Source organism: Ruegeria sp. YTSA108 (assembly GCF_059610185.1).
The window spans coordinates 141,966-164,298 of sequence record NZ_JBXWND010000001.1; the positions used below are offsets into that span (position 1 = coordinate 141,966).

The following is a 22,333-nucleotide window of genomic DNA, read 5'->3' on the forward strand; positions in this document are numbered from 1 at the left end:
CAACATGAAATGGCGACTAAAGATCAGAGCCCTGTAAGACAGCCGCAACCGCCTTTCCCAGATCGTAATAGATCTGATCATACATACTGTCGAAGCTCTCGAACAGTGAGCTGTTCAGCGCTTGCCCTGTATCCGTTCGAGAAAACGCGATGTTCTTGCGCATCTGGGCGTTGCTCAGAGGGTTATAGGCCATCAACAGAAAGGAATACAGCCAGGTTTCTGTCTCTTGCTCGATCCCGTCCTTTTGCAGCAGAAGGTTGTCCAGAAGGTCGCTGTTATCGAGAACCTGGCCGTCATTTATCCCCCTGAAAAAGTTGTAATCCGCGCTCAAAGCGCTCCGCACGTTCTGTTGGATCAGGTCGTTGGCCAGTATGTACTCTTCGACCAGTTTGAACTGCATGCTGGCTTTGGTGTTTTCGAAATAGGCCTGTTTTGCCAAGTCTTCGATTGCCGGATCAACAAATGCAAGCCGTGCGGAATTCTCAAGGGAAACGATGGTCTGGCCAAGATCGCTTTCAAAAAAGGCGATGGCGCGTTCCAAATGCACTTCATCCAGGCTTTGCCGGAATCCCTGGACCAACTGATCATACATCCAATCGGGATCATAAATCGCCTCGACCCGAGTTTCGAACAGAGCACCACCGTTGCCATCCAACAAAGTGGCGTCCATCTCTTGGCTCATCTTTCCGCCTTCGGACAGGAGAATTTCGATCAGGTTCTCCAGACGCATTGCCTGCGCCAGCCGATCCGCTTTTTCCACGGCGCCGGATGATGTGGCCCAGAAGATCAGGGCAAAAACGATCAGAATGCGCATCAGATGTCCTGTGCGGGGTGAAGCTCGGCCATTTTGGTTGCCAGGACTTCGAATTTCATAGCCATTATCTCATACTGAATGGCGTTCAAAAGTTCGTAGACTTCCTGCATTAGAGGCTGTTCCAACGCTTCGACATAGGTGATGACATCCGCATCCGAGAAATCCTGATAGGTATAAGCAGCACCGGCAAGTGCGGAGAGCTGTAAGGCCTGTCGCATCCCGGTTTCGTTCTGTTTCATCATTGCGCGCAATTCATCTGCATCCAACTGCAGTTCGATCACACCTGAAGCGCTGGCGGCGAGGAGGAACCGGATTTGTATTTCCTGAAGGGCGCGCAAAGAAGTACCGCTTGAGTCGATGGCAGTGTTCATCCTTTTTAGACTCTCAACACGTTGAGAGCCTTCCCGGACAAGGTGAGCGACTATCTCTTGCCCCTGCTGTTGTTTCGCTTCGTCATCCTCGATCAGATGGGAAGCGTTTTCAGCAGAGACCAGTCTTTGACCCAGATCTGATGCATAGAATTCTACCGCGTGATTCAGCGCCTGATCGCTGAGCGTCTGCTCTAAAATCGAAACTGCAGTTTCATGCATGTCTTTGGTATCGAAAACTTCTTCGGTCAGCCGCGCCCAGTCCGACCCGAATCCATCGGGGTCAAAACCCAACATCTGAGGTGCCGAGGCCGAGGCCAGAGCAATACTTTCAAGGGCAACGTCGAAACCGGTCGTGGTCAAGAATGCCTCGATCCTATCGCGCCCGGCAGCGGATGCCGGGATTGGCAGCATGAATACTGTGAAAAGAAACAGCGAAAGGGCGGTGGTGATGTGGTGCGTAAAATGTCTCATGTACAGAAGCCTAGGGGTTTTGCGGCATCTGGCAACGGAAAATCCTGGGATTGATAAATTATGAAACTTTCTGCTTGCACCCCCGGGTGTTCATCACTAAATCCCCCCCTCACAGACCCCCGCGGAGAGGTGCCGGAGTGGTCGAACGGGGCGGTCTCGAAAACCGTTGTGGGTGCAAGCCCACCCAGGGTTCGAATCCCTGTCTCTCCGCCATCAGCCATTCAGCGCATGATTGGTAACCAGCTTTCCGGAATTTAGCTCAAGCACCTGAAATGCAGGCCTTTGTCGCCTTATTCGCTTTGCGCGCGTTCCTACGAGAATTCTTAGTTTCTGTGCTTCCCTGCTGAACAGGCATTTGTGCGACCCTGTGGGTCGGTTGACAACAATGGCATCTCGGCCACTGGTTGTTCAACGTTGGCGTGTTATTGCCATGGGATCGGCCCAGATCGGCGTACACTGGCTCAATCCCTTGTTCTGAGAGGATGTTCCACGAATTCCCCTTTCCAGTCCGCTAGTTTCCCCCCATCTCGGCGACACATATTTCAAAGGAGAATCCCATGTCGCGTATAATCTTGCTAGGGGTCGTCGTCGCCGGCGTTGGCGCCGCAATCTATTACTATCTGAATCAACCTGCCGCTCCGGTCGAACAGCCGCAAGCCGCCGCTGAAGAAACCGGAAACGCCGTGTCCGAAGCCGTAGAATCGGTTACCGAACAGGCTGGCGAAGCTGCGTCTTCCGTTACGGAACAGGCGGCTGAAATCGTCGAACAGTCCAGCGAAGCCGCGTCTGACTTAGCCACTCAAGCTGGTGAAACAGCGACTGAGCTGGCTGATCAGGCTGGAGAAGAGGTCGCTGCCCTCACCAACCAGGGGCAAGAGCTGCTGAATTCCTGGGTTGAGAGCGGCGCTATGAGTGTTGATAACTTTGACTATGACGCCATGGTGGCCTCAGTTCAGGAAAGCACACTGGCAGAAGAACTGAAGGTAAAAGCGGTTGGTATTCTCGATGATATCAAAGCCTCACCTGCAACAATCGCGCTGAAAATTCAGGAACTTCAGGCCCTGTTGACTGGTCAGTAAGAATTAGAAAGACCGCCGAAACAGGCGGTCTTTCCCTACGTCAAAGAATAGTTCGATTGACGCGCCTTTGGCCATTTGCTTGGCTGATCTGAACACATATGCCACGGTTGATGTCGATCATGGCCATTATTTTCGAAATAGTTGGTTCGATGCAGTCAAGCAGGACCCGACAGTTTCCAATCGTTCAGAAAAGGTACGTTCATGACCCCCCTTCCCTCTTCCATGTTTGCGATCGTTCAAACTCATGATGGGTATTCGGGCAAAGCCACTAGTCCCAGCATCCAAAATGCGTCTGATTGGCTGGCCGAAACGGAAATGCCTGTGCCCGAGCCGGGCGCAGGACAGGTTCTGATCCGCCTGAGGGCATCATCGGTTAATCCGTCCGACCTGCATTTTATCAAGGGTGAATACGGGCAGCCTAGGGTAAAGGGATCTCCGGCCGGATTTGAGGGATGTGGAGACGTCGTCGCCACCGGTGCCGGTGCCGAGGGTTTGCAGGGACAGCGCGTGGCATTCATGGCCACTCATTCCGGTGCCTGGGCCGAGTACGCTCTGACCGATGCACAAATGTGTATTCCACTGCGCCCGGATATCTCGGATGACGATGGGTCAGCACAGATTGTGAACCCGATGACGGCCATGGCGATGGTCGATCTGGCGCGTCAGGCCGGAGATGCTTTTATCGTATCTGCCGCAACCAGTCAGTTGGGCAAGCTTATGTGCAGCCTCGGTCGCGATCTTGGGCTCAAGCCGATTGCGATCGTGAGACGCGCTGAGACCGTTGCTGCACTGAAAGAGCTGGGCGCGCATGACGTGCTGGTAACATCAGACCCCGACATGCTGCAGAAATTCGCAGCGCTTAGCAAACAGCTTAAACCTCGGGTCTTTTTGGATGCCGTCGCCGACCAGATTTCCGAACAGATTTTCTGTGCGATGCCGAAAGGTGCGCGCTGGGTGTGTTATGGCAAGCTCAGCCCTGAACTGCCCAAACTAACGCAGACGGGACAGCTCATCTTTATGGGTAAGAAAATCGAAGGGTTTTGGCTGACACAATGGATGACAGCGACGCCTCGCGAAGATGTGGTACGTGTCGTTGCCGAGGTTCAGGCCCGTTTTGCGGACAGGCGTTGGAAAACAGATGTTTCAGAAAAGCTTACATTAAAAAATGTTATGTCCGGACTGGTTGATGCACTGCAAAAGAGTGACGGAAAGGTAATTATCACGCCATAGTAGTACAAACCCCGGGCTAAGGAGGAGGCCCGGGATCTAAATGAACCCGGAGCAACCGGTATAGGGAGGTGAGTTTGGATAATGCGCAGCTGCTGATTAGCGGGCTGGCGAATGGCTGTGTCTATGGGCTGATCGCGCTCGGATTTGTTCTGATTTACAAGGCGACTGAGGCAGTGAACTTCGCACAGGGTGACCTCATGATGCTGGGCGCCTTTGTTACCATCGGGCTTACAAATGCCGAATATATGGGGCTGCCTTTTTGGCTGGCCTTGCCGATCTCGTTGGGGATCATGGGCGTGCTGGGGTACTTACTGGACCGGTTGATCATTCGGCGACTTTTCGGGGAAAGCCAGACGGCTGTGGTCATTCTGACCATCGCCCTGGGCTTTGTAATCCGATTTGTCGCTGGTCTGATTTGGGGGCACGAACCGCAGACGCTGCAGAATCCACTGGCCGGAAAAGAAGTGCGTTTTGGTGGCCTTGTACTGGGGATGGAGGACGTGGCGGTTATTGTCGTTACCCTTCTGCTGACCTGGGGGCTGTACCAGTTCTTCAGTCGCACCAAGCTTGGGCTTGCAATGCAGGGTGCCTCACAAAATCAGCTGGCGGCCTATTATATGGGAATCCCGGTAAAACGCGTGCAGGGTTTCATCTGGGCGTTGGCCGGCATGGTTGCGGGTATCGCAGGCATTTTGTTTGCCGCCAAAGGATCCGTGGACCCGGCAACCGGACTTCTGGGCATTAAGGCCTTCGCCGCTGCGGTCATTGGCGGATTCGGAAGTTTACCTGGAGCATTGGCCGGAGGTTTGATCGTTGGCGTAATCGAACCGTTTGCCAGTCGGTATATCGCTGCTGGGTACAGTCAGATTGCACCTTATGCGCTGTTGTTGGCTGTCCTGATCTTTCGCCCCAATGGGCTGTTCAGCCAAGTTAGGGTCAAAAAGGTTTAAGCGATGCGGATCATTTTCAAGACCAGTTACATGCAAGATATCCGGCCTTGGAAAGACCGGTATCAACTGAGCCTATACCTGATCCTTCTAGGCGTCGTGATCGCTGCTCCGTGGTGGTTGGACGCATTCTATCTGGGTGAGCTGACAAATGTTCTGATCTGGGCGATTGCAGGTCTTGGGTTGATGATACTGACCGGCCATACCGGACAGGTCAGCCTTGGGCATGCGGCTTTTCTGGCCTTTGGGTGCTATGCGAATATCATCTTGATTGAGGCAGGCTTGCCATTCCTGCTGGCCTTCCCGATCGCCGGTATCCTGACCGGGATAGCAGGGGTGACCGTTGCTATCCCGGCCCTGCGCCTTCACGGTATCTACCTGGCAATCTTTACCATGGCCCTGTCGATCCTGATGGATGACGTGATTGTCCTGGCCGAGCCGATCACCGGCGGGGTCGCCGGTAAATATATCGGCGGGGTCGAGATATTTGGATTCATGGTCGATCGCTGGGCTACGCCGGTCCAATTCTTCTGGCTGGTGCTTGCAGTCGCGGTTCTGGTCACTCTGGGCTATATCAACCTGCTGCGCGCACCGCTTGGGCGCAGTTTCATCGCCGTGCGAGATTCTGAGGTCTCGGCCCAGGCGATGGGTGTTGATATTGCGCAGACCAAGATGATCTCATTTGCCCTGTCCTGCGCTGTGACCGGCTGGGCGGGTGCTCTGATGGGGATGTTCTCGGGCGCGTTCAATAACGAGACATTCAGCGTCCTAATCTCAATTCAGTTGCTGATGATGATCGTGATCGGTGGTCTGGGCTCAATCCACGGGGCATTCCTGGGTGCTGTCGTCATTGGGTTTCTGCCGCAATTTTTGTCGATCGCAAAAGAGTATGTCGGCGCAGTTTTCGGGGGCAGCACCGTCGCAATTCCGGGATTGGAATTTGGTATCTTCGGCATGATCCTGATTGCCTTTATCCTGTTCGAACCCATGGGGATGTATGGACGTTGGCTGAAGATCCGGACATGGTTCGAACTGTTTCCCTTCTATCGCAAGGACATGTTCAAACGTCAGAAATCCTATCTCAAGACGGAGCGTCTGAGATGAGCCTGCTTGAATTTAAGAATGTCACCTTGAAATTTGGTGGCGTCACGGCTGTGAACGACCTGTCCTTTTCGGTCGAAGACGGCGAGGTTTTTGCCATAGTCGGCCCCAATGGCGCGGGTAAATCGACCGTTTTCAATCTGATCTCGCGCTTTTATGAACCAATAGAGGGTTCAATCCGGTATGACGGGCATAACTTGCTGCAGGTGAAACCGTCAGGCGTTGCAGCTTTTAGTGTTGCGCGGACGTTTCAGAATATCGAACTGTTCGAACACGCCACTGTTTTGCAGAACCTGCTGGTCGGGCGTCATCGGCACCGCAAGACAAAACTTTTATCCGAGGTGCTGTTCCTGCCGTCGGCCCGGCGGCAAGAGATCGAAAACCGTGAAAAGGTTGAAGAAATCATCGATTTTCTTGATCTGCAGGCCTATCGCGACAAGATGATATCAGGCCTACCTTACGGTGTGCGCAAAGTGGTTGAAGTTGCCCGGGCCCTGGCCACCGATCCCAAGTTGTTACTGCTGGATGAACCGGCCTCGGGGCTGTCGGTCGAGGAAACGACCGATATGCGCTGGTGGATAGATGATATCCGGCGGCAGATGGGGATTACGGTGCTGATGGTCGAACATGACATGGCTTTGGTCTCGGGCGTCTCGGATCGGGTCCTTGCAATGGCGGATGGGGCTATGCTCGCACTGGGAACCCCTGCGCAGGTACAGTCACACCCGGCAGTGGTTGAGGCCTATCTGGGGAAAGTTTCATGAGCGATCCGATCCTGACCATTCGCAATGTCGAAAGTTTTTACGGGCCAATCATGGCAATCCGGGGCGTGTCGCTGGATGTGCATCCGGGTAAAATCGTGTCGATCCTTGGGGCTAATGGGGCCGGCAAGACTACTTTGATGAAAACCGTGTCCGGCGTAATGGACCCGGAAAAGGGCAAGATCAGCTTTAACGGGGTCGAAATTCAAGGGGCCGAGCCGCATAAAGTCGTGCAGAAAGGCGTCGTCCACGTACCCGAAGGGCGCGAAGTATTTCCCCTTTTGACCGTGGAGGAGAACCTGAGTCTCGGGGCCTATACCTCGTCGGACCGGGGGCAAATTGATCATGATCGCGATCTGGTTTTTTCATACTTCCCGATCCTGAAAGAACGCCGCAATCAAGAGGCGGGGACCTTATCCGGCGGCCAACAACAGATGTTGGCAATCGGGAGGGGGTTGATGGCAAATCCAAGGATCATGTTACTGGACGAGCCCTCGCTGGGCCTGTCTCCTTTGCTTGTGCAAGAGATTTTCGGAATCCTGAAGCGCCTGAATGATGAACAGAACATGACGATGATGCTGGTTGAACAGAACGCCAATGCTGCGCTGGAACTGGCGCATCACGGCTATGTCATGGAGGTCGGGCGCATCGTCATGGATGGCCCCGCGGATGAGCTGATGCAGTCAGAAGACATCCAGAATTTCTATCTGGGCGTGCAGGAAGAAGGTTCGCGTGAAAACCGTCGCTGGAAACGCAAGAAGACGTGGAGGTGAGCAGCATGAATATAAGCACCCTGCCCTCTCAGATCATGATCAACGGTGTTCAGTACAACGCAAATCCCGGTCAGCGACCGGTCTATGTAGATGAATGCACAACCATCGGGCAACTATTTCAAAAGCGTTGTGCCGATTTGGGCGCGCGTACGGCGCATCGTGAAAAGGATTTAGGTATCTGGAAATCCTATTCCTGGGCAGATTACTGGCAGCACGCGAAATGGATAGGCCTCGCCCTGCAAAAGCTCGGTTTGAAACGCGGTGAGGTCGTATCGATCCTGTCCGAGGACCGAAAAGAATGGGCTTGGTTCGATATGGGCATTCAGGGCGCCGGGGGGATCGCCTCGGGCATCTATACGACGGATTCGGCCGCGCAACTGAAATATCTGATCAATGACAGTGACAGCCGTTTTCTGGTGGTCGAAAATGAAGAGCAGTTGGACAAGTTCCTTGAGGTCGAAGGTGATCTTTCCAATCTTTTGAAGGTTATCATCCTTGAGGATGAAGGTCTGCATGACCTGGACCATGACCGCTGCATGTTGATCGGCGATCTTTATGAGCTAGGTCAGCAAACCGAGCGTGAAGAGCCGAACCGCTTTGACGCCGAAATCGCGCTTGCATCCCCGCAGGATACCGCCCTTCTTGTCTATACGTCCGGCACGACCGGCATGCCAAAAGGCGCAATGCTGAGCCACGAGAACATCCTGGCCGCAATCGAAGCCGGCGCCCATTCCTTGCCCGCATTGGAAACAGATGAACAGCTGTGCTTTTTGCCGCTCTGCCACATCCTCGAGCGTGATGTTTCCATATATTTCCCGCTGGCAACGAAATCTGTCGTCAACTTTGCCGAAAGCCCCGAGACTGTTTTCGCAAATCTGCAAGAGGTTTCTCCTTCGACGTTTACGGCGGTCCCGCGTGTATGGGAAAAGATCTATTCTCAGGTTCAGATCATGGCCCAGGATGCAACCTCGACCGGGCGCGCGGCCTTTGGAATGGCGGTAAAGGCGGGTCTGGCACGTGCCGAATATATCCTGGCGGGCAAGCCGGTCCCGGCCAGTGTTGCCGCGCAGTACTGGCTTTGGGACCGTTTGGTTCTGCGTAACCTGCGCCGGATGCTGGGGTTGGACAATATGCGGCGCGGTGGAAGCGGCGCCGCTCCGATTTCGGCGGACTTGCTGAAATGGTACTGGGCCATTGGTGTACCTCTGGTCGAAGGTTTTGGTATGACCGAAACATCGGGCCTGGCGACATTGAATACACTTGGAAACAACAGGATCGGAACCATTGGAAAGGCTGTGCCGGTCAATGACGTCCGTATTTCCGAAGGCGGAGAGATTCAGCTTAAAGGGTTGAACATCTTTCAGGGTTACTGGCGAAACAACGCCAAAACAGCCGAGACTTTCACTGCCGATGGTTGGTTGCGTACTGGTGATATGGGCGAGATCGACCAAGACGGTTTCGTGACCATTACGGGTCGCCTCAAAGATCTTATCATCACGGCGGGCGGCAAAAATATAGCCCCGGCCGAGATTGAAAGCCGTCTCAAGTTCAGCCCCTTTATCTCGGACGCAGTTGTAATTGGCGATAAGCGCAAGTTCCTGACTGCACTAATCATGATTGATCAGGAAAACGTGGAGAAATTTGCGCAGGATCGAAAGGTTCCCTTCTCGAATTTCGCCTCTCTTTGTGCCTCCGCCGAGGTTCGGGACCAGATCAAAGACGAAGTTGGTGCCGCAAACAAGGATTTCGCACGGGTTGAGCAGATCAAGGATTTCCGCCTGATAGATGTTCTGCTGACGGCAGATGATGACGAACTGACGGCCACAATGAAGCTCAAGCGCAGCTTTGTGGAAAAGAAACACGAACATCTTATCGAAGACATGTACAATTAGACAAAACGTTATCCAAAGGGAGGATTATAATGAGGAATCTGATTAAACGGCTGTCCGCTGCCACAGTTTTGACGGCTGTCGCGACACTCTCCAGCGCTCAGACACAGGGTGTTACGGATGATGAGATCGTAATCGGGTCGGTCAATGATCTGAGCGGTATCTTCGCCGCCGTTGGTGTCCCAGCCACCAAAGGCGCCAATGTGGTGTTCGACCGCGTAAACGCTGCAGGTGGTGTTCACGGTCGGACCATCCGTTTTGTGGTTGAGGATAATGGCTATCAGATGCCGCGCGCGATGCAGGGCTACAACAAGCTGCTGAACCGCGACAAGGTGTTTGCGATGTTGCAATCTCTGGGTACGCCGATGAACCTGGCCGGATTCAAACTGCTGGATCCCAAGGGCATTCCGAATGTCGCGCCTCTGACATCGTCGCAGAAAATGCTGCAAGACCCGGTGCGCAACAAATTCACGTCCTTTTCCACCTATTTCGATCAGGCGCGTGTCGGCGTGAACTATCTGGCCAGCGAATTCGGATCGCAAACAGTCTGCACCATGTATCTGCCCACCGATTTCGGCGAGGAGATTCTGGAAGGCAGCAAGGCGGGTGCCGAAGAGGCTGGGATCGGTTTTGGCACAGAAACCACCCACAAGCCCGATGAGACCGATTTCGTGGGCTCTCTGAGCAAGCTCAGAGATGAAGGCTGCGACATCGTCACCATGGCCCTTGGGGTTCGGCAGGCGATCACTGTGGTTGGCACCGCCAAAAAGATGGGTCTAACGGATATGAAATTCTTGGGAACATCAGCCAGCTTCCTGACCGTCGTTGCCCAGGTGCCGGGTGGCGTGACGGATGGTTTTTATGCCGCCGCCTCATGGCTGGACTTGTGGGCCCGCGCGGATCAACCGGCCCCTGCAGCCTTCATCGAAGAGTATAAGGCTGCAACAGGCGAAGACCCCGTTGGATTTGCGATGTTGGGCTATTCTGCGGCTGAAATGATGGTTAAGGCGCTGGACGCCGCCGGCCCCGATCTGACTCATGACAGTTTTATCGCTGCGATGGAGACACTCGACTACAACGACGAACTGGTTGGAAACCACATCTCGTTTTCGCCGGACGACCACCAAGGTGCCGATACTGTGTTTGTGAGCGTTGTTGAAAACGGTGCTTGGAAGCTGGTCCACGAAGAGTAACGACTGAAAAACAGAGTTTGATCAGCATTCAGGCGTTAGAAACCACGAGCCGTCCGTTCCAATACGGACGGCTTTTTCATTTTGTTTTGAGCTATCCACCTGCGGATAATTGGTTCCAATGCAAAACCGCTATAGTTAAGCCAAATGGAAAAAACTCGAATCGAAAATCTGTTGTCGTTGAAAGATCGTAAGATCATCGCGCAGGGTAATCGGCAATTTGTCTATCAACACCCTGATCTGCCGGACACTCTGCTGAAGATCCCGCAACCTCAGACGATAGATGACGAAGCTCATCTTGTGACGGATACCTGGTTTGATCGGATGTTTCGACGCTCGACGGCGTTCAAAGGATTTCTGCGCGAGTTTCACGAGTCGTTTGATCTTATGGTGCGTCACCAGAAATCCGCTGCCCCTATCCCCGTATGTGAGGTGCGAGGTGTGGTTCAGACGGACCTGGGTCTGGCGCTTATGTACGAGCGGATTTCCGAGCCTGACGGACAGCTATCGCCCAGCCTTATTGGCTTGGTCCAAAGCCGTCGCCTTAAGCCGCATCACTTGGATTCGTTGAACGCGCATTTTGATATTTTGGTCAAAGAGAACGTTTTGGTCAGTAACCAGAACCCCGGCAACATCGTCTATCAGACGCTGGCCGACGGCTCAGGACGATGGGTCTGGATAGACAGTTTCGGAAATAAGCAGGCGATCCCAGTTCGCAGGTGGTTCCCAAGCCTGAATAAACGAAAAATCGACCAGACTCGGCAGAAATTCCTTGCTTTGGCTCAACAGGCTTTAGGACGTGAAACGGACTGACAAATCCGTGCTGGAGTGACTTTCTTTTCGTCTCACGCTTGACGTGTGCGGGCTGTTAATCTCAACATTCAGAAATGTGTTTTGTGCGTCCTCGTCATTACCACGAAAACGGGACCAATTCAGTAAATGGTATTCTAGGTAGTTAGATAAAAAATGCGGTCAAAAATTCTGAACTTTCTGATCATCGTGATGATCTCTGCAACGCTTCTTGCTGGTGTGGAGCTGGGCATCCGTTGGCTGTCACCACAAGGCGTTCTGACAACATATCCAGAGGGTGGTCCACTTGGATTGAAGGACCCGGTCGTCGGGCATACGAACAGGCCAAACACTGTCGTCGCCATCAATGCACCAGAGTTCACGGTCGAGTATAAAGTCGACGAAAACGGGTTTCGTGAAACGCGTTTTCCAGCCAATGCCGCAGACGATGGAAGCACCATCAAGATCCTGCTGCTGGGGGATTCATTTACCTTCGGCGCTTCAAACGAGCTGGGCGATATCTGGCCTGAACTTTTGGCCCAGAAATTCCTGGATGAAGGCATGTCTGTGCAGCTGATCAACGCAGGCGTGCCGGGATATAACACATCTCAACAGGCGCTGTATCTTGAGCGGTTAAGCGAAAAATATAACCCCGATATTGTGCTGGTGACCTTTCTTCCCAACGATATGTTTGCAAATGAGCCTATTCGGACCGTTGATGGCGTTGATGTCGCTTACAGCGATGTCAGCTCGGTTGTGGGGTCCGGGAATATCAAGAAATCCTCGCTGCACTCGGTCACGATGTTAAAGCGAATGCTGATGGCCAACGATCAGAGCTATACCCAACTGTACCTGATGACGCCGCGAAAGGCGTTTTTCACCACCCCGATGAGCGAGCTGTTTCAGGCCAAAGTCGAGACGACAAAGCAGGTGTTTACCCGCATGGCCACCTTCACGCAGTCGCAGGGATCCGAGCTTGTGGTCGTGTCTGTCCCACAGTTGTTTCAGGTTCTCCAGGCCGCAAAAACATCTTCTGATCCCGAGGTTGATCCCGGCCTACCCGACCGCCTGATGGAGGGTGTGGTGGCCGAGCAAGGATTTCAGTGGCACGAAGCGTTGCCCTACCTCACCGAAGAATACAGCTCCACAGGTAAAGATCTGTATTTCAGATACGATGGTCATCTGAATGCCGACGGCAACAGGGTTCTGTCTGATTTCATGTTCCAGATTCTGGCCCCGCTGATCGAAACCAAAGCAGCTGGCTGAGTTCGAAAACAGATTCGGCAAACCAAATCCCAATCAACAAAAGAAAAACGGCCGCAACATTGTGCGGCCGTTTGAAACAGTCTTGAAGGTTCGTGCCAGCGAATTAACGCTTCGAGAACTGGAACGAACGACGCGCTTTGCGCTTACCGTATTTCTTACGTTCCACAACGCGGCTGTCGCGGGTCAGGAAGCCAGCAGCTTTCAGAGCACCACGCAGCGACGGATCGTACAGTTGCAGCGCTTTCGAGATGCCGTGCTTGACCGCACCGGCCTGACCGGTCAGGCCACCGCCTTTGACGGTTGCAACAACGTCGAATTCACCTTCAACACCGGCAACCTGAAACGGCTGGCGCAGGATCAGCTGCAGAACGGGACGCGCAAAATACTTGTCCTGGTCCTTGCCGTTCACGGTGACCTTGCCGGAACCCGGCTTGATCCAAACGCGGGCAACAGCGTCTTTACGCTTGCCGGTGGCATAAGAACGACCCAGCTCGTCACGTACGGGTTCACGCACGATGACTTCTTCGGCCACAACCTCAACGCCTGCAACGGCGCTCAGCTCTTCGAGAGTATTGATCTGATCAGCCATGGTCATTAGCTCCGGGTGTTTTTCTTGTTCATGGATGCAACATCCAGAACTTCGGGCGCTTGCGCCTCATGGGGATGCTCGGCACCGGCATAAACGCGCAGATTGGTCATCTGCTGACGTGCCAGACGGTTGCCCGGCAGCATGCGCTTGACCGCTTGGGTCACGACGCGCTCGGGGTGCTTGCCTTCAAGGATCTGCTGCTTGGTGCGCGACTTGATGCCGCCCGGGTGGCCAGTGTGCCAGTAGAAGTTCTCTTCGCGCTTCTTGCCGGTCATCTGGATTTTGTCAGCGTTGATCACGATGACATTGTCGCCCATGTCCATGTTCGGGGTGAACGACGCTTTGTGCTTGCCACGCAGACGCATGGCGACGATCGAAGCAAGACGGCCCAGAACAACGCCCTCGGCGTCGATCAGGATCCATTTCTTGTCGATGTCTGCAGGTGTTGCAGAAAAGGTTTTCATGGCAGGATAGTCCTGTTTGATGTGAAAGACCGCCCCCATACGGAGCGGTCCGAATTCGATGGATGGGGTTTAAACCCACGCGAAAGGCGGGTCAATACACGCAAATCAGTTTTAACTTAGCAAAAACAATGTATTACAAAATAGGTATTATTTTACCCCATGTTTTTGCCAATCTTTTTCCGTCAATACCCAACGCATCCACTGCCCAGCCCCGGTACCAAGAACAAGTTGCCGGGTATCAACGTACCGCGCCCCAAGTTTCGCGGTCCCTTTTTGTGATCGCAAGTTGGTTGGGTCGATATGAAACCAGACCTCATCAAGTTCGCCGAACACCTGATTTACCATCAGCGATTTGATCGTCCGATTGCTGGCTCCGCCCCAGTGATCACGGGTGATAAAGCTGTATCCGATGCCGATGCCCCCGGGAACTTCGGGAGGCTCATAATAGCGAGAGCACCCTATGACCCGGCCTGTCGCCTCTTCGCGTACTGTCACTGACCCACCTGCGCTCAACAGAAAATCGAAATAAGGGGCGAAAACTTCTTTCTGATGGCGGGATTTGGCGGGATGCCCGGCCCAAATCAACGGATCGCTGGCTGCAAGGTGCAGGTCTTCGAAGTCACTTTTGAGCATCGGTGTGACGACAAATCCCCTGCCCCGCATTTCCCGAATATCCATTAAGCGTCCCCTTACACCGAAATCTGTTCGGGTGGATTATCCAGCAGACGCCTGAGACGCTGCATTGCGTCCTCGAATTGATCCAACGATACATGCCCGTTCATGGCAATGCGCACCGCATTGGGCGCGCGCCCGTCACGCAAAGCAAACTCATCGGCAGACCGCAGTTGAATTCCCTCTCGCTCGGCTGCGCGGCTGAACGCAGCCGCTCGCCAACCAGAAGGCAAGTTCAGCCAGACAAAAGGTACATCTGAGGCCCAGTTCAGGTCGAACCCACCCAGGGCGTTTACGGCCACGCGCACATATTCCCCCATCCGGGTCCGGACATCTTTTGCGATTTGGCGCGTCCGCGGATCAGACAACATCAGCCGCGCCAGTTCGGCAAGCGGCTGAGCAAGGCCAAAATAGCCATATTCCGCTGAACGGCGCAGATCAACGCTGCGCTCGCGCGGCGCTATGGCAAACCCGACACGCAGTGCGGGCGTCAAAATCTTCGAGATCGACGACACATGCCATCCCCTTTCCGGCGCCAGGGCGCGATAGCTGGGCGCTCTTGCATCACCCATGCGGTAGCAGTCGTCCTCGATTATCTGGACGCCAAACCGCCGCGCGATTTCCACAACTTCTTTGCGGCGTTCCAGTGGTGTATGTGAGCCGGTCGGATTTTGAACCTCGGGTGAGACACATATGGCCTGCGCCGCCGACTGGCGAAGGACATGCTCCATAGCGTTGGGATCCACGCCCCATTTGTCCATCTTTACGCCAATGACCTCTGCACGCATCAACTCACCGGCGCGTCGGAACCCTGCATATGACAGATCTTCGACCAGAACAATCGGCTTTGGTCCACGTAATATTGTCTGAAATACAAGGCAAAGACCGTTTTGTCCGCCGTGGGTCAGAACGATATCGTCCTGCGAAATTGGTCCCAATGGCAAATCGGAAAGCCAATCTACAACAGCCTGTCGCATAGGTTTATACGCATCGCGGGTTGGATAGTTCATAAACAGGCGTGGATCGGATTGTGCCACTTTCTGCATACATTCGCGGATCAGGGCCACCTGCCCCATATCGGCAAGCCTCGGGCTGAACAGGCTGACATTGGCTTCATATTTGTCATCTCTGAGATGAAGTTGCCGAGCCCAGACATCATCGAGCAGAGGCGCCTTGGGCGGGGCCACAAATGTACCACGTCCTACTTCGGCGCTGAGCAGACCTTCGTCTGTGAGTATCGTATAGGCGCGCGCAACGGTGCCCGGTGTGATTTGTAACCTATAGGCAAGTTCCCGCACCGGCGGCAGCTTTGTACCGACTTCCAAAAGATTGTTATCTATAGCTTTTCGAATTGTATCGGCGACCAGTGTATATTTTGGCCCTTTGGATTTAGGCAGTGACTCTGGCCAAATTGTATCCATTACAATTCTTCCTTTGATTGCAGCACAATTATGAATGTATCAAATGTTCATACCGAACATATTACGTTTGTGTCAATACAATTAGAAAGGAACCCCAAGATGACACGCGCAATGCACAACCCCGCCCTGATAGCGCTTAACGACAGCCCCCGGCTGCCGCTGATTGCCGCACTGGCCGTGCGGTTTGCGGCGACGGTCACAAAATGGGAGCGGCAACGCCGCAGCCGAATTAACTTGTCCAATCTCGATGACAGGCTGCTGAAGGATGTGGGCCTGACTAATTATCAGGCCAGACGAGAGATCGAACGCCCTTTTTGGCAGAGCTAGGTAATCCCCAGTCTCAATATGGGACCTTTTCCTTGGCCGGGTTTATCCCGGCCATTTTTTCACCCAAAAGCTGCCGCAGCTGACCCCTCTGGTGGTAAAGAATAGGTCATCGTTGCGCGAGCGACGGGTTTGTCTGACCCTTCCGAAAATATTAGAACGTCACCTACGGCAAGGGTTTTTCCTAGCTTCAGCAAGGTACAGCGCGCAATCAAATCTGCATTTCCATCCGGTTTACGCATGAAGTCCATTGAACAACCGGTTGTCACGGCCAGAGACTGCTGGCCCCTGCGCGCCAGGATCAGTGCGTAAACGCTTACATCAGCTAATCCAAACATAGACGGCCCCGAGACAGTCCCACCGGGGCGCAAATGACGGTCGCCAACGGCAAGTCTCATGACGATGGACGCTTCGGTCAGATCCTGGACCGAATAATCCTGACTGACCTGGGGGAAGATTTGGCTCATATAATCCTCCAGTTCCTCCCGATTCATTGCCAATGACATACTTCCCCTCCTGGATTTGCCGACCTAGAGTTGGCCTCACATCAGATCGGAGGGCAAGATGGGAATTCTGGAACGAAATGACGCAGACGCCGTGGCTAGGCTTACAATGAATGCGCCAGACCGGCTCAACGCCCTAAGTGACGAAATGCTGGCTGCGCTACAGACTGAACTTGATGCTCTGCGCGAAGACAGTTCCATCCGGGCGGTGATCCTTTCTGGTAAAGGCAAAGCTTTTTGTGCGGGTCATGATCTGAAACAGATGACAGCAGGGCGCCAATCTGAAGACGGCGGCAAAGCCTATTTTCAGGACCTTTTCAATCGCTGTGCGAAAATGATGCTTTCGATTCAGTCGCTTCCGCAGCCGGTTATTGCCCAGGTGCACGGCATTGCTACGGCGGCCGGATGCCAGTTGGTTGCAACCTGCGATCTTGCTGTAGCTGCCGAAGGGACGCGGTTTGGCGTAAACGGTGTGAATATCGGGCTGTTCTGTTCGACCCCAATGGTTGCTCTTAGCCGAAACATTCCACGCAAACACGCCTTCGAGATGTTGACGACCGGGGATTTCATTCCGGCGTCACGAGCTGCTGAGCTGGGTCTTGTCAATCGCGTGGTGCCAGAAATGCTGTTGGAGCATGAGGCTGTTTCACTGGCCGAGCAGCTTGCCTCAAAACTGGGATCTGCATTGAAAGTCGGAAAACAGGCCTTCTACCGCCAGTTGGATATGCCATTGGATCAGGCCTATTCCTATACCGGCGAGGTAATGGCTCAGAATATGATGCATCGGGATACCGAAGAAGGAATATCTGCATTTATCGGAAAAAGAGATCCAAATTGGAGCCAATAAGGAATTTGTCATGCATATTTTTCCGCAATGTCGCCATTTTTGGACTTTTCAAATGGGCGTTACTGTGGCAATGCTGAGACGAGGCTAAGGCCTTGAACACTTTTTGGGTCGCCGTGGGCGGAAGGTCCCTCCGAGCTGGTTTCTCTCACTGGCGCAGACATTCCCGCATCGGCGACCCCAAAAATCCCTTGAAAACATGATTTCCCGTGCGCCATCGCTGCTGTGTTGCGTTGCGATCTTCTGTGCCCTATGTGGCAGCTTATGACACAGAAATTGCATATCGTGGGCGGCGGCATGGCCGGGTCCGAGGCTGCCTGGCAGGCGGCGGAAATGGGCGTCGAGGTCGTGATTCACGAAATGCGCCCAAAAGTCGGAACTTTTGCGCATCAGACCGGCAACTTGGCCGAGATGGTCTGCTCGAACTCATTCCGGTCGGATGATGACGAACAGAACGCCGTTGGACTGCTGCATTGGGAAATGCGCGAGGCCGAAGGGTTGATCTTGAAAACGGCAGATGCGCACCGACTGCCGGCCGGGGGCGCATTGGCTGTGGATCGCGATCCGTTTGCGGAATCTGTGACGGCCAAGTTAAAGGCTCACCCCCTTGTCGAAATCACTGGCGAAGAAGTGACCGCCCTGCCCTCTGACGGCCAATGGATATTTGCCACCGGCCCTCTGACGTCTGCTGGATTGGGAGAAGCAATCCGCGCGGAAACCGGCGCCGAGTCGTTGGCGTTCTTTGATGCCATTGCACCAATTGTCTATGCAGACAGCATCGACATGAGCAAAGCTTGGATGCAATCTCGGTATGACAAGGGTGAGACCGAAGAAGAACGCACCGCTTACCTGAATTGTCCGATGGACCGAGAACAGTACGACGCCTTCATCGACGCCCTGCTGGCCGCCGACAAGACCGAGTTCCATGAAGGAGAGACCGCAGGCTATTTCGATGGCTGTCTTCCGATAGAGGTTATGTCCGAGCGCGGTCGTGAAACGTTGCGCCACGGACCGATGAAGCCGGTCGGCCTGACGAACCCGCATCAGCCCGAGGTAAAGCCTCACGCGGTGGTTCAACTGCGCCGGGATAACGCCCTGGGAACATTGTTCAATATCGTCGGTTTTCAGACCAAGATGAAATACGGAGCCCAAACCGATGTATTCCGCATGATTCCTGGGTTGGAGAATGCCAGTTTTGCGCGGCTGGGCGGTATTCATCGCAATACGTTCATCAATTCTCCGACATTGCTGGATTCCCAGATGCGGCTGAAATCAAAGCCCAATATCAGGTTCGCTGGTCAGATTACCGGTGTCGAAGGTTATGTGGAAAGCGCCGCGATGGGTCTTTTGGCCGGACGTCTGGCTGCTGCCGAGATGTTGGGCCGTACCGTTCCCGAAGTTCCGCAGGACAGTGCCATGGGCGCTTTGATCCACCACATTACTGGCGGTGCCGAGGCAAAGACATTCCAGCCCATGAACGTGAATTTCGGTCTGTTCCGTCCTGTCGATGGGTTAAAAGGCGGTCGGCGTGGCCGAAAAGACCGCTACAAGGCCTATACTGACCGGGCCAAGGAAGAATGGACCAAGTGGTTGGCGCATTGGTGACTGGACGGGTCCGGCCCCGACGTCCTAACATATCGGTATGAGCGATAAATTCCTAAAGGATGTCTATGGGCTGGATTCGCCTCAGGCGACCAAAGCACATTATCAAAAATGGGCCTCGTCTTATGATGATGAGGTTGGGTCAAACGGTTATGCGACCCCGGGACGTATCGCCCGGGCTCTCTGGTCGCAACTGCCAGAGCCCAAAACCCCAATTCTGGACTATGGCTGCGGTACCGGTCTGTCGGGTGTCGCACTGAACGCGGTAGGATTTGAGGTCGTCGATGGAATAGACCCCACCCCGCAGATGTTAGAGGGCGCTCTGGCAAAGGGGGTTTATCGCAACCTAACCAGTTTCGACATCACAGATCCCAACCCTCTGCAAGCTGGCGCATATAAAGTAATCACAGCGATCGGAGTCATCGGCGTCGGCGCCGCACCGCCAGAGACATTGGATATGCTGATAAACGCATTGCCATCACACGGTCTTTTAGCTTTTTCTTATAATGATCAGACGCTTGAAGATCACAGCTATACCGTTCGCCTAAGTGAGTGGCTGGATATGGGCGCAGCACGATTGCTGTTCCGGGAATATGGCCCGCACCTTCCGGGAATGGACATGAAGTCTGACGTTTATATTGTTGAAAAAGTGTGACTTTAGTAACCAGATTTGCACCATCACCTACAGGACCGCTGCATCTCGGCCACGCTTATTCGGCGATGTTGGCCCATGATTTTGCAAAGTCGAATAATGGGCTGTTTTTGCTGAGAATCGAGGACATCGACCGATCTCGCTCGCGCCCGGCATGGGAAACCCAGATTTACGATGATTTGCATTGGCTTGGCCTGTCTTGGCCTGAACCGGTGCTGTGCCAATCCACGCGAACCGCAATCTATGATGCCGCGCTAGACGATCTGTGGTCGCGGGGGCTGCTGTACCCGTGCAGCTGCAACCGAAAAGACATCGCCAACGCGGCCAGCGCCCCTCAGGAAGGGGTACCACTTCACGGACCAGACGGGCTTATCTATCCGGGGACCTGTCGTGTACGCTGGGAACAACAGGGTTCAACGGAGCAACCGCGCCCTCTGGATGTTCCGTTGCGGTTGGATATGGCGGCAGCTGTAGAACAAGCTAAAAGTCTGTTTCAGAACGATAATAACACCGCATCGTTTCAAGAGATCGGAGAAGGCCCGGGCGCGGAATCCGGTAAAGTCCGGTTCACCCAGGCCGAGATGTTGGACACGATCGGGGATGTCGTTCTGGCGCGTCGGGATATGGGGACGTCATATCATCTGTCGGTCGTTCTGGATGACGCTTCTCAGAAGATAACGCATGTGGTTCGTGGTCAGGATCTGTTCGAAGCCACACGTATCCACGTTCTGCTGCAGACGCTGTTGAGTTTGCCGACACCGATCTACCTGCATCACCGCCTGATCCGCGATCAGGCCGGCAAACGGCTGGCCAAACGCGACGATGCGCGCGCCATTGCCAAGTTCCGCGAGGAAGGTGCGACGCCCGAAGATATTCGGGCGATGGTGGGGCTTTGACCAATTAGGTCATGGGGTGCATGATTTCGACCTCATCCCCGTCTCTGACCGCTGTGTAGAAACAAGATCGACGGTTGGTGTGGCAGGCCGGACCGGTCTGGCGCACAAGGACAAGCAGGCAATCCCGGTCGCAATCCACGCGGAGATCAACCAATTCCTGCACATGGCCCGAGCTTTCGCCCTTGATCCAGAATGACTGGCGCGAGCGGGACCAAAAGGTAACGCGTCTGGTTTCAAGCGTCTTTTCAATGGCGCTCTGGTTCATCCAGGCCATCATCAATACCTCGCCCGTATTTTCGTCCTGAGCGATGGCTGGAATCAGCCCGGCCTCGTTGAATTTCAAACTCGATGCATCGAACGCGACTGAGGAAGACATGACAAAAACCTTTTGCATCCCGGTGGATGGCCACTATGTATTGGGAACATTCAACGAGGGAAAGCCATGTCCGGCGAGAATGACCTGATAAAGCTATACTCTGGCCGAATTCTGGCCCTTGCTGCTGACATTCCACATCTAAGCCGGCTTGATGACGCTGACGCTACGGTGAAAAAACGCTCGCCCCTATGCGGGTCGACCATCACGGTTGATGTCAAAGTTCAGGATGGCAGAATTTCAGAGTTCGGTCAGGACGTGAAAGCCTGCGCTTTGGGACAGGCCTCCGCTTCGGTTGTTGGCGGGGCAATCGTCGGAACAACGCGTGCCCAGGTCGAAAAGGCGCGCGAGCAACTGTCCGCGATGCTGAAAAAGGATGGATCGGCACCCGAGGCCCCATTTGATGGGCTAGAGGTTTTGATGCCCGCACGGGAATATAAGAACCGCCATGCCTCGATCCTGCTGGTTCTTGATGCAACCGCAGAGGCGTTTGAACAGGCGGAACGTGCAAATTGCGCCTAAACATGGTTTTGACGGGCAAAACGTTATAGCCTTTCGGAATAAACGAAGGGAATTTCAGTTTTGAACGGTTTACTTGAGCATTTTGTCACGCTTTGGGTTGTTATTGATCCTATTGGAACAATCCCGGTCTTCATCGCTGTTACTGCAGGGCTTGGGGCCGCCACACGCCGCAAAATGGCGCTTGTGGCCTCGCTTATCAGCGCCGGGATTCTGTTGTTTTTCCTGGTCTTCGGGCAACTGCTGATCGAGGCACTGGATATCGGCCTGAACTCTTTTCAAGTCGCCGGCGGCATTATCCTTTTCCTGTTCGCGCTGACCATGATTTTTGGCGAGCCCAAACAGGAAGTCGAACAGCGCGCCGCCAAGGACGACATCAAAGACGAACTCCACAAACACAACCCAGCGATCTTTCCTCTTGCCGTCCCCTCGCTTGCCTCACCAGGTGCGATGCTGGCCATCGTCATCTTGACCGATAACAACAGGTACAGTGTTGCTGATCAGGGGATCACGGCTTTGGTCATGCTGTCGGTTGTTGCGATTGCCTTTGTCCTGATGTTGCTGGCCGAGCCGATCATTCGGCTGATCGGCCATTCAGGCGCCGCCATCATCAGCCGTGTCATGGGGATGATCCTGGCATCGGTCGCAGTGAACTCGGTTCTGTCGGCGTTGTTGGAAATTATGAAAACCGGTCAGCTCTAAAAAAAACCGCCGCACCTTTCGGGCGGAAAGGGCGGCGGCAGGTAATGCGTTTCTCATGTGGGGTCCGGATATCCGCGCGGGGCCGAGGCAT

The 22,333-nt window shown here is 54.0% G+C and carries 25 protein-coding genes and 1 tRNA gene; 18 read left to right on the forward strand and 8 right to left on the reverse strand.

Annotation, left to right across the window (positions count from 1 at the left end; all coding sequences use genetic code 11):
• Positions 1-16: 16 nt before the first annotated feature.
• Together AC2FHW_RS00730 and AC2FHW_RS00735 are read right to left on the reverse strand one after the other, a co-directional pair.
• The gene (locus tag AC2FHW_RS00730) at positions 17-814 is read right to left on the reverse strand and encodes a DUF2059 domain-containing protein (protein ID WP_142633840.1); all 798 of its coding nucleotides are present in this window, start codon (positions 812-814) and stop codon (positions 17-19) included.
• Positions 814-1,596, reverse strand: coding sequence for a DUF2059 domain-containing protein (locus AC2FHW_RS00735; protein ID WP_281972398.1), 783 nt, complete (start codon positions 1,594-1,596; stop codon positions 814-816). The genes AC2FHW_RS00730 and AC2FHW_RS00735 overlap by 1 nt, the downstream gene beginning before the upstream one ends.
• Before the next feature lie 183 nt (positions 1,597-1,779).
• Here AC2FHW_RS00735 and AC2FHW_RS00740 point away from each other — a divergent pair.
• From AC2FHW_RS00740 to AC2FHW_RS00790, 11 genes are all read left to right on the forward strand, one after another.
• A tRNA-Ser gene (locus tag AC2FHW_RS00740) sits at positions 1,780-1,869 on the forward strand.
• Between the two features lie 344 nt (positions 1,870-2,213).
• Positions 2,214-2,735, forward strand: coding sequence for a hypothetical protein (locus tag AC2FHW_RS00745; protein WP_281972111.1), 522 nt, complete (start codon positions 2,214-2,216; stop codon positions 2,733-2,735).
• 201 nt (positions 2,736-2,936) lie between these two features.
• Positions 2,937-3,965 (forward strand): zinc-binding dehydrogenase, encoded by a 1,029-nt coding sequence (locus AC2FHW_RS00750; protein ID WP_496728242.1) that lies wholly within the window; start codon positions 2,937-2,939, stop codon positions 3,963-3,965.
• Positions 3,966-4,039: 74 nt separating this feature from the next.
• Positions 4,040-4,915 carry a branched-chain amino acid ABC transporter permease gene (locus tag AC2FHW_RS00755; protein WP_496821309.1) on the forward strand — a complete coding sequence of 292 codons (876 nt, stop codon included), beginning with the start codon at positions 4,040-4,042 and terminating at the stop codon, positions 4,913-4,915.
• 3 nt (positions 4,916-4,918) lie between these two features.
• Positions 4,919-6,016 (forward strand): branched-chain amino acid ABC transporter permease, encoded by a 1,098-nt coding sequence (locus AC2FHW_RS00760; RefSeq protein ID WP_142633851.1) that lies wholly within the window; start codon positions 4,919-4,921, stop codon positions 6,014-6,016.
• On the forward strand, positions 6,013-6,777 hold the full coding sequence (locus tag AC2FHW_RS00765) for an ABC transporter ATP-binding protein (RefSeq protein ID WP_496728238.1): 765 nt from the start codon (positions 6,013-6,015) through the stop codon (positions 6,775-6,777). The genes AC2FHW_RS00760 and AC2FHW_RS00765 overlap by 4 nt, the downstream gene beginning before the upstream one ends.
• Positions 6,774-7,547, forward strand: a complete 774-nt coding sequence (locus tag AC2FHW_RS00770; protein ID WP_271947083.1) for an ABC transporter ATP-binding protein — start codon at positions 6,774-6,776, stop codon at positions 7,545-7,547. The genes AC2FHW_RS00765 and AC2FHW_RS00770 overlap by 4 nt, the downstream gene beginning before the upstream one ends.
• A 5-nt stretch (positions 7,548-7,552) precedes the next feature.
• Entirely contained in the window at positions 7,553-9,439 is a 1,887-nt protein-coding gene (locus tag AC2FHW_RS00775) for an AMP-dependent synthetase/ligase (RefSeq protein ID WP_271947081.1), read from the forward strand.
• A 29-nt stretch (positions 9,440-9,468) separates the two neighbouring features.
• Positions 9,469-10,629 (forward strand): ABC transporter substrate-binding protein, encoded by a 1,161-nt coding sequence (locus tag AC2FHW_RS00780; RefSeq protein WP_271947079.1) that lies wholly within the window; start codon positions 9,469-9,471, stop codon positions 10,627-10,629.
• A gap of 144 nt (positions 10,630-10,773) precedes the next feature.
• Complete coding sequence (locus AC2FHW_RS00785) at positions 10,774-11,439, forward strand: YrbL family protein (protein ID WP_271947077.1); 666 nt, start codon at positions 10,774-10,776, stop codon at positions 11,437-11,439.
• A 153-nt stretch (positions 11,440-11,592) separates the two neighbouring features.
• Positions 11,593-12,681: an SGNH/GDSL hydrolase family protein gene (locus AC2FHW_RS00790; protein WP_281972116.1), complete on the forward strand. Its 1,089-nt coding sequence runs from the start codon at positions 11,593-11,595 to the stop codon at positions 12,679-12,681.
• 103 nt (positions 12,682-12,784) lie between these two features.
• On the opposite strand, the gene rpsI is transcribed toward AC2FHW_RS00790, so the two are convergent.
• From rpsI to AC2FHW_RS00810, 4 genes are all read right to left on the reverse strand, one after another.
• The gene (gene rpsI / locus AC2FHW_RS00795; protein WP_058271904.1) at positions 12,785-13,270 is read right to left on the reverse strand and encodes a 30S ribosomal protein S9; all 486 of its coding nucleotides are present in this window, start codon (positions 13,268-13,270) and stop codon (positions 12,785-12,787) included.
• A 5-nt stretch (positions 13,271-13,275) separates the two neighbouring features.
• Positions 13,276-13,734 (reverse strand): 50S ribosomal protein L13, encoded by a 459-nt coding sequence (gene rplM / locus AC2FHW_RS00800; protein WP_496722805.1) that lies wholly within the window; start codon positions 13,732-13,734, stop codon positions 13,276-13,278.
• A gap of 147 nt (positions 13,735-13,881) precedes the next feature.
• A complete protein-coding gene (locus AC2FHW_RS00805; RefSeq protein ID WP_142633867.1) occupies positions 13,882-14,412 on the reverse strand; it encodes a GNAT family N-acetyltransferase in 531 nt (176 codons plus the stop codon).
• Between the two features lie 11 nt (positions 14,413-14,423).
• On the reverse strand, positions 14,424-15,827 hold the full coding sequence (locus tag AC2FHW_RS00810) for an aminotransferase-like domain-containing protein (RefSeq protein ID WP_271947069.1): 1,404 nt from the start codon (positions 15,825-15,827) through the stop codon (positions 14,424-14,426).
• A 99-nt stretch (positions 15,828-15,926) separates the two neighbouring features.
• On the opposite strand from AC2FHW_RS00810, the gene AC2FHW_RS00815 reads away from it, so the two are divergent.
• A complete protein-coding gene (locus tag AC2FHW_RS00815; RefSeq protein WP_496675550.1) occupies positions 15,927-16,154 on the forward strand; it encodes a DUF1127 domain-containing protein in 228 nt (75 codons plus the stop codon).
• Positions 16,155-16,213: 59 nt separating this feature from the next.
• Here the strand turns inward: AC2FHW_RS00815 and AC2FHW_RS00820 are convergent, their stop codons facing one another.
• Positions 16,214-16,657, reverse strand: coding sequence for a PaaI family thioesterase (locus AC2FHW_RS00820; protein ID WP_496675548.1), 444 nt, complete (start codon positions 16,655-16,657; stop codon positions 16,214-16,216).
• 58 nt (positions 16,658-16,715) lie between these two features.
• Here AC2FHW_RS00820 and AC2FHW_RS00825 point away from each other — a divergent pair, with 58 nt between their 5' ends.
• The 4 genes from AC2FHW_RS00825 to gluQRS all read left to right on the forward strand — a co-directional run bounded on the left by AC2FHW_RS00825 (position 16,716) and on the right by gluQRS (position 20,648).
• On the forward strand, positions 16,716-17,501 hold the full coding sequence (locus tag AC2FHW_RS00825; RefSeq protein WP_496821310.1) for an enoyl-CoA hydratase: 786 nt from the start codon (positions 16,716-16,718) through the stop codon (positions 17,499-17,501).
• A 261-nt stretch (positions 17,502-17,762) separates the two neighbouring features.
• Entirely contained in the window at positions 17,763-19,103 is a 1,341-nt protein-coding gene (gene trmFO, locus AC2FHW_RS00830) for a methylenetetrahydrofolate--tRNA-(uracil(54)-C(5))-methyltransferase (FADH(2)-oxidizing) TrmFO (protein ID WP_142633876.1), read from the forward strand.
• A 37-nt stretch (positions 19,104-19,140) separates the two neighbouring features.
• A complete protein-coding gene (locus AC2FHW_RS00835; RefSeq protein WP_496821311.1) occupies positions 19,141-19,755 on the forward strand; it encodes a class I SAM-dependent DNA methyltransferase in 615 nt (204 codons plus the stop codon).
• Positions 19,752-20,648 (forward strand): tRNA glutamyl-Q(34) synthetase GluQRS, encoded by an 897-nt coding sequence (gene gluQRS / locus AC2FHW_RS00840; RefSeq protein ID WP_496675543.1) that lies wholly within the window; start codon positions 19,752-19,754, stop codon positions 20,646-20,648. Before AC2FHW_RS00835 ends, gluQRS begins: the two co-directional genes overlap by 4 nt.
• 4 nt (positions 20,649-20,652) lie before the next feature.
• Here the strand turns inward: gluQRS and hisI are convergent, their stop codons facing one another.
• The gene (hisI, locus tag AC2FHW_RS00845) at positions 20,653-21,042 is read right to left on the reverse strand and encodes a phosphoribosyl-AMP cyclohydrolase (protein ID WP_271947063.1); all 390 of its coding nucleotides are present in this window, start codon (positions 21,040-21,042) and stop codon (positions 20,653-20,655) included.
• 48 nt (positions 21,043-21,090) lie between these two features.
• Here hisI and AC2FHW_RS00850 point away from each other — a divergent pair, with 48 nt between their 5' ends.
• Together AC2FHW_RS00850 and AC2FHW_RS00855 are read left to right on the forward strand one after the other, a co-directional pair.
• Positions 21,091-21,543, forward strand: coding sequence for an iron-sulfur cluster assembly scaffold protein (locus AC2FHW_RS00850; protein ID WP_142633884.1), 453 nt, complete (start codon positions 21,091-21,093; stop codon positions 21,541-21,543).
• 60 nt (positions 21,544-21,603) lie between these two features.
• Positions 21,604-22,242: a MarC family protein gene (locus AC2FHW_RS00855; protein WP_271947061.1), complete on the forward strand. Its 639-nt coding sequence runs from the start codon at positions 21,604-21,606 to the stop codon at positions 22,240-22,242.
• Positions 22,243-22,333: the final 91 nt, after the last annotated feature.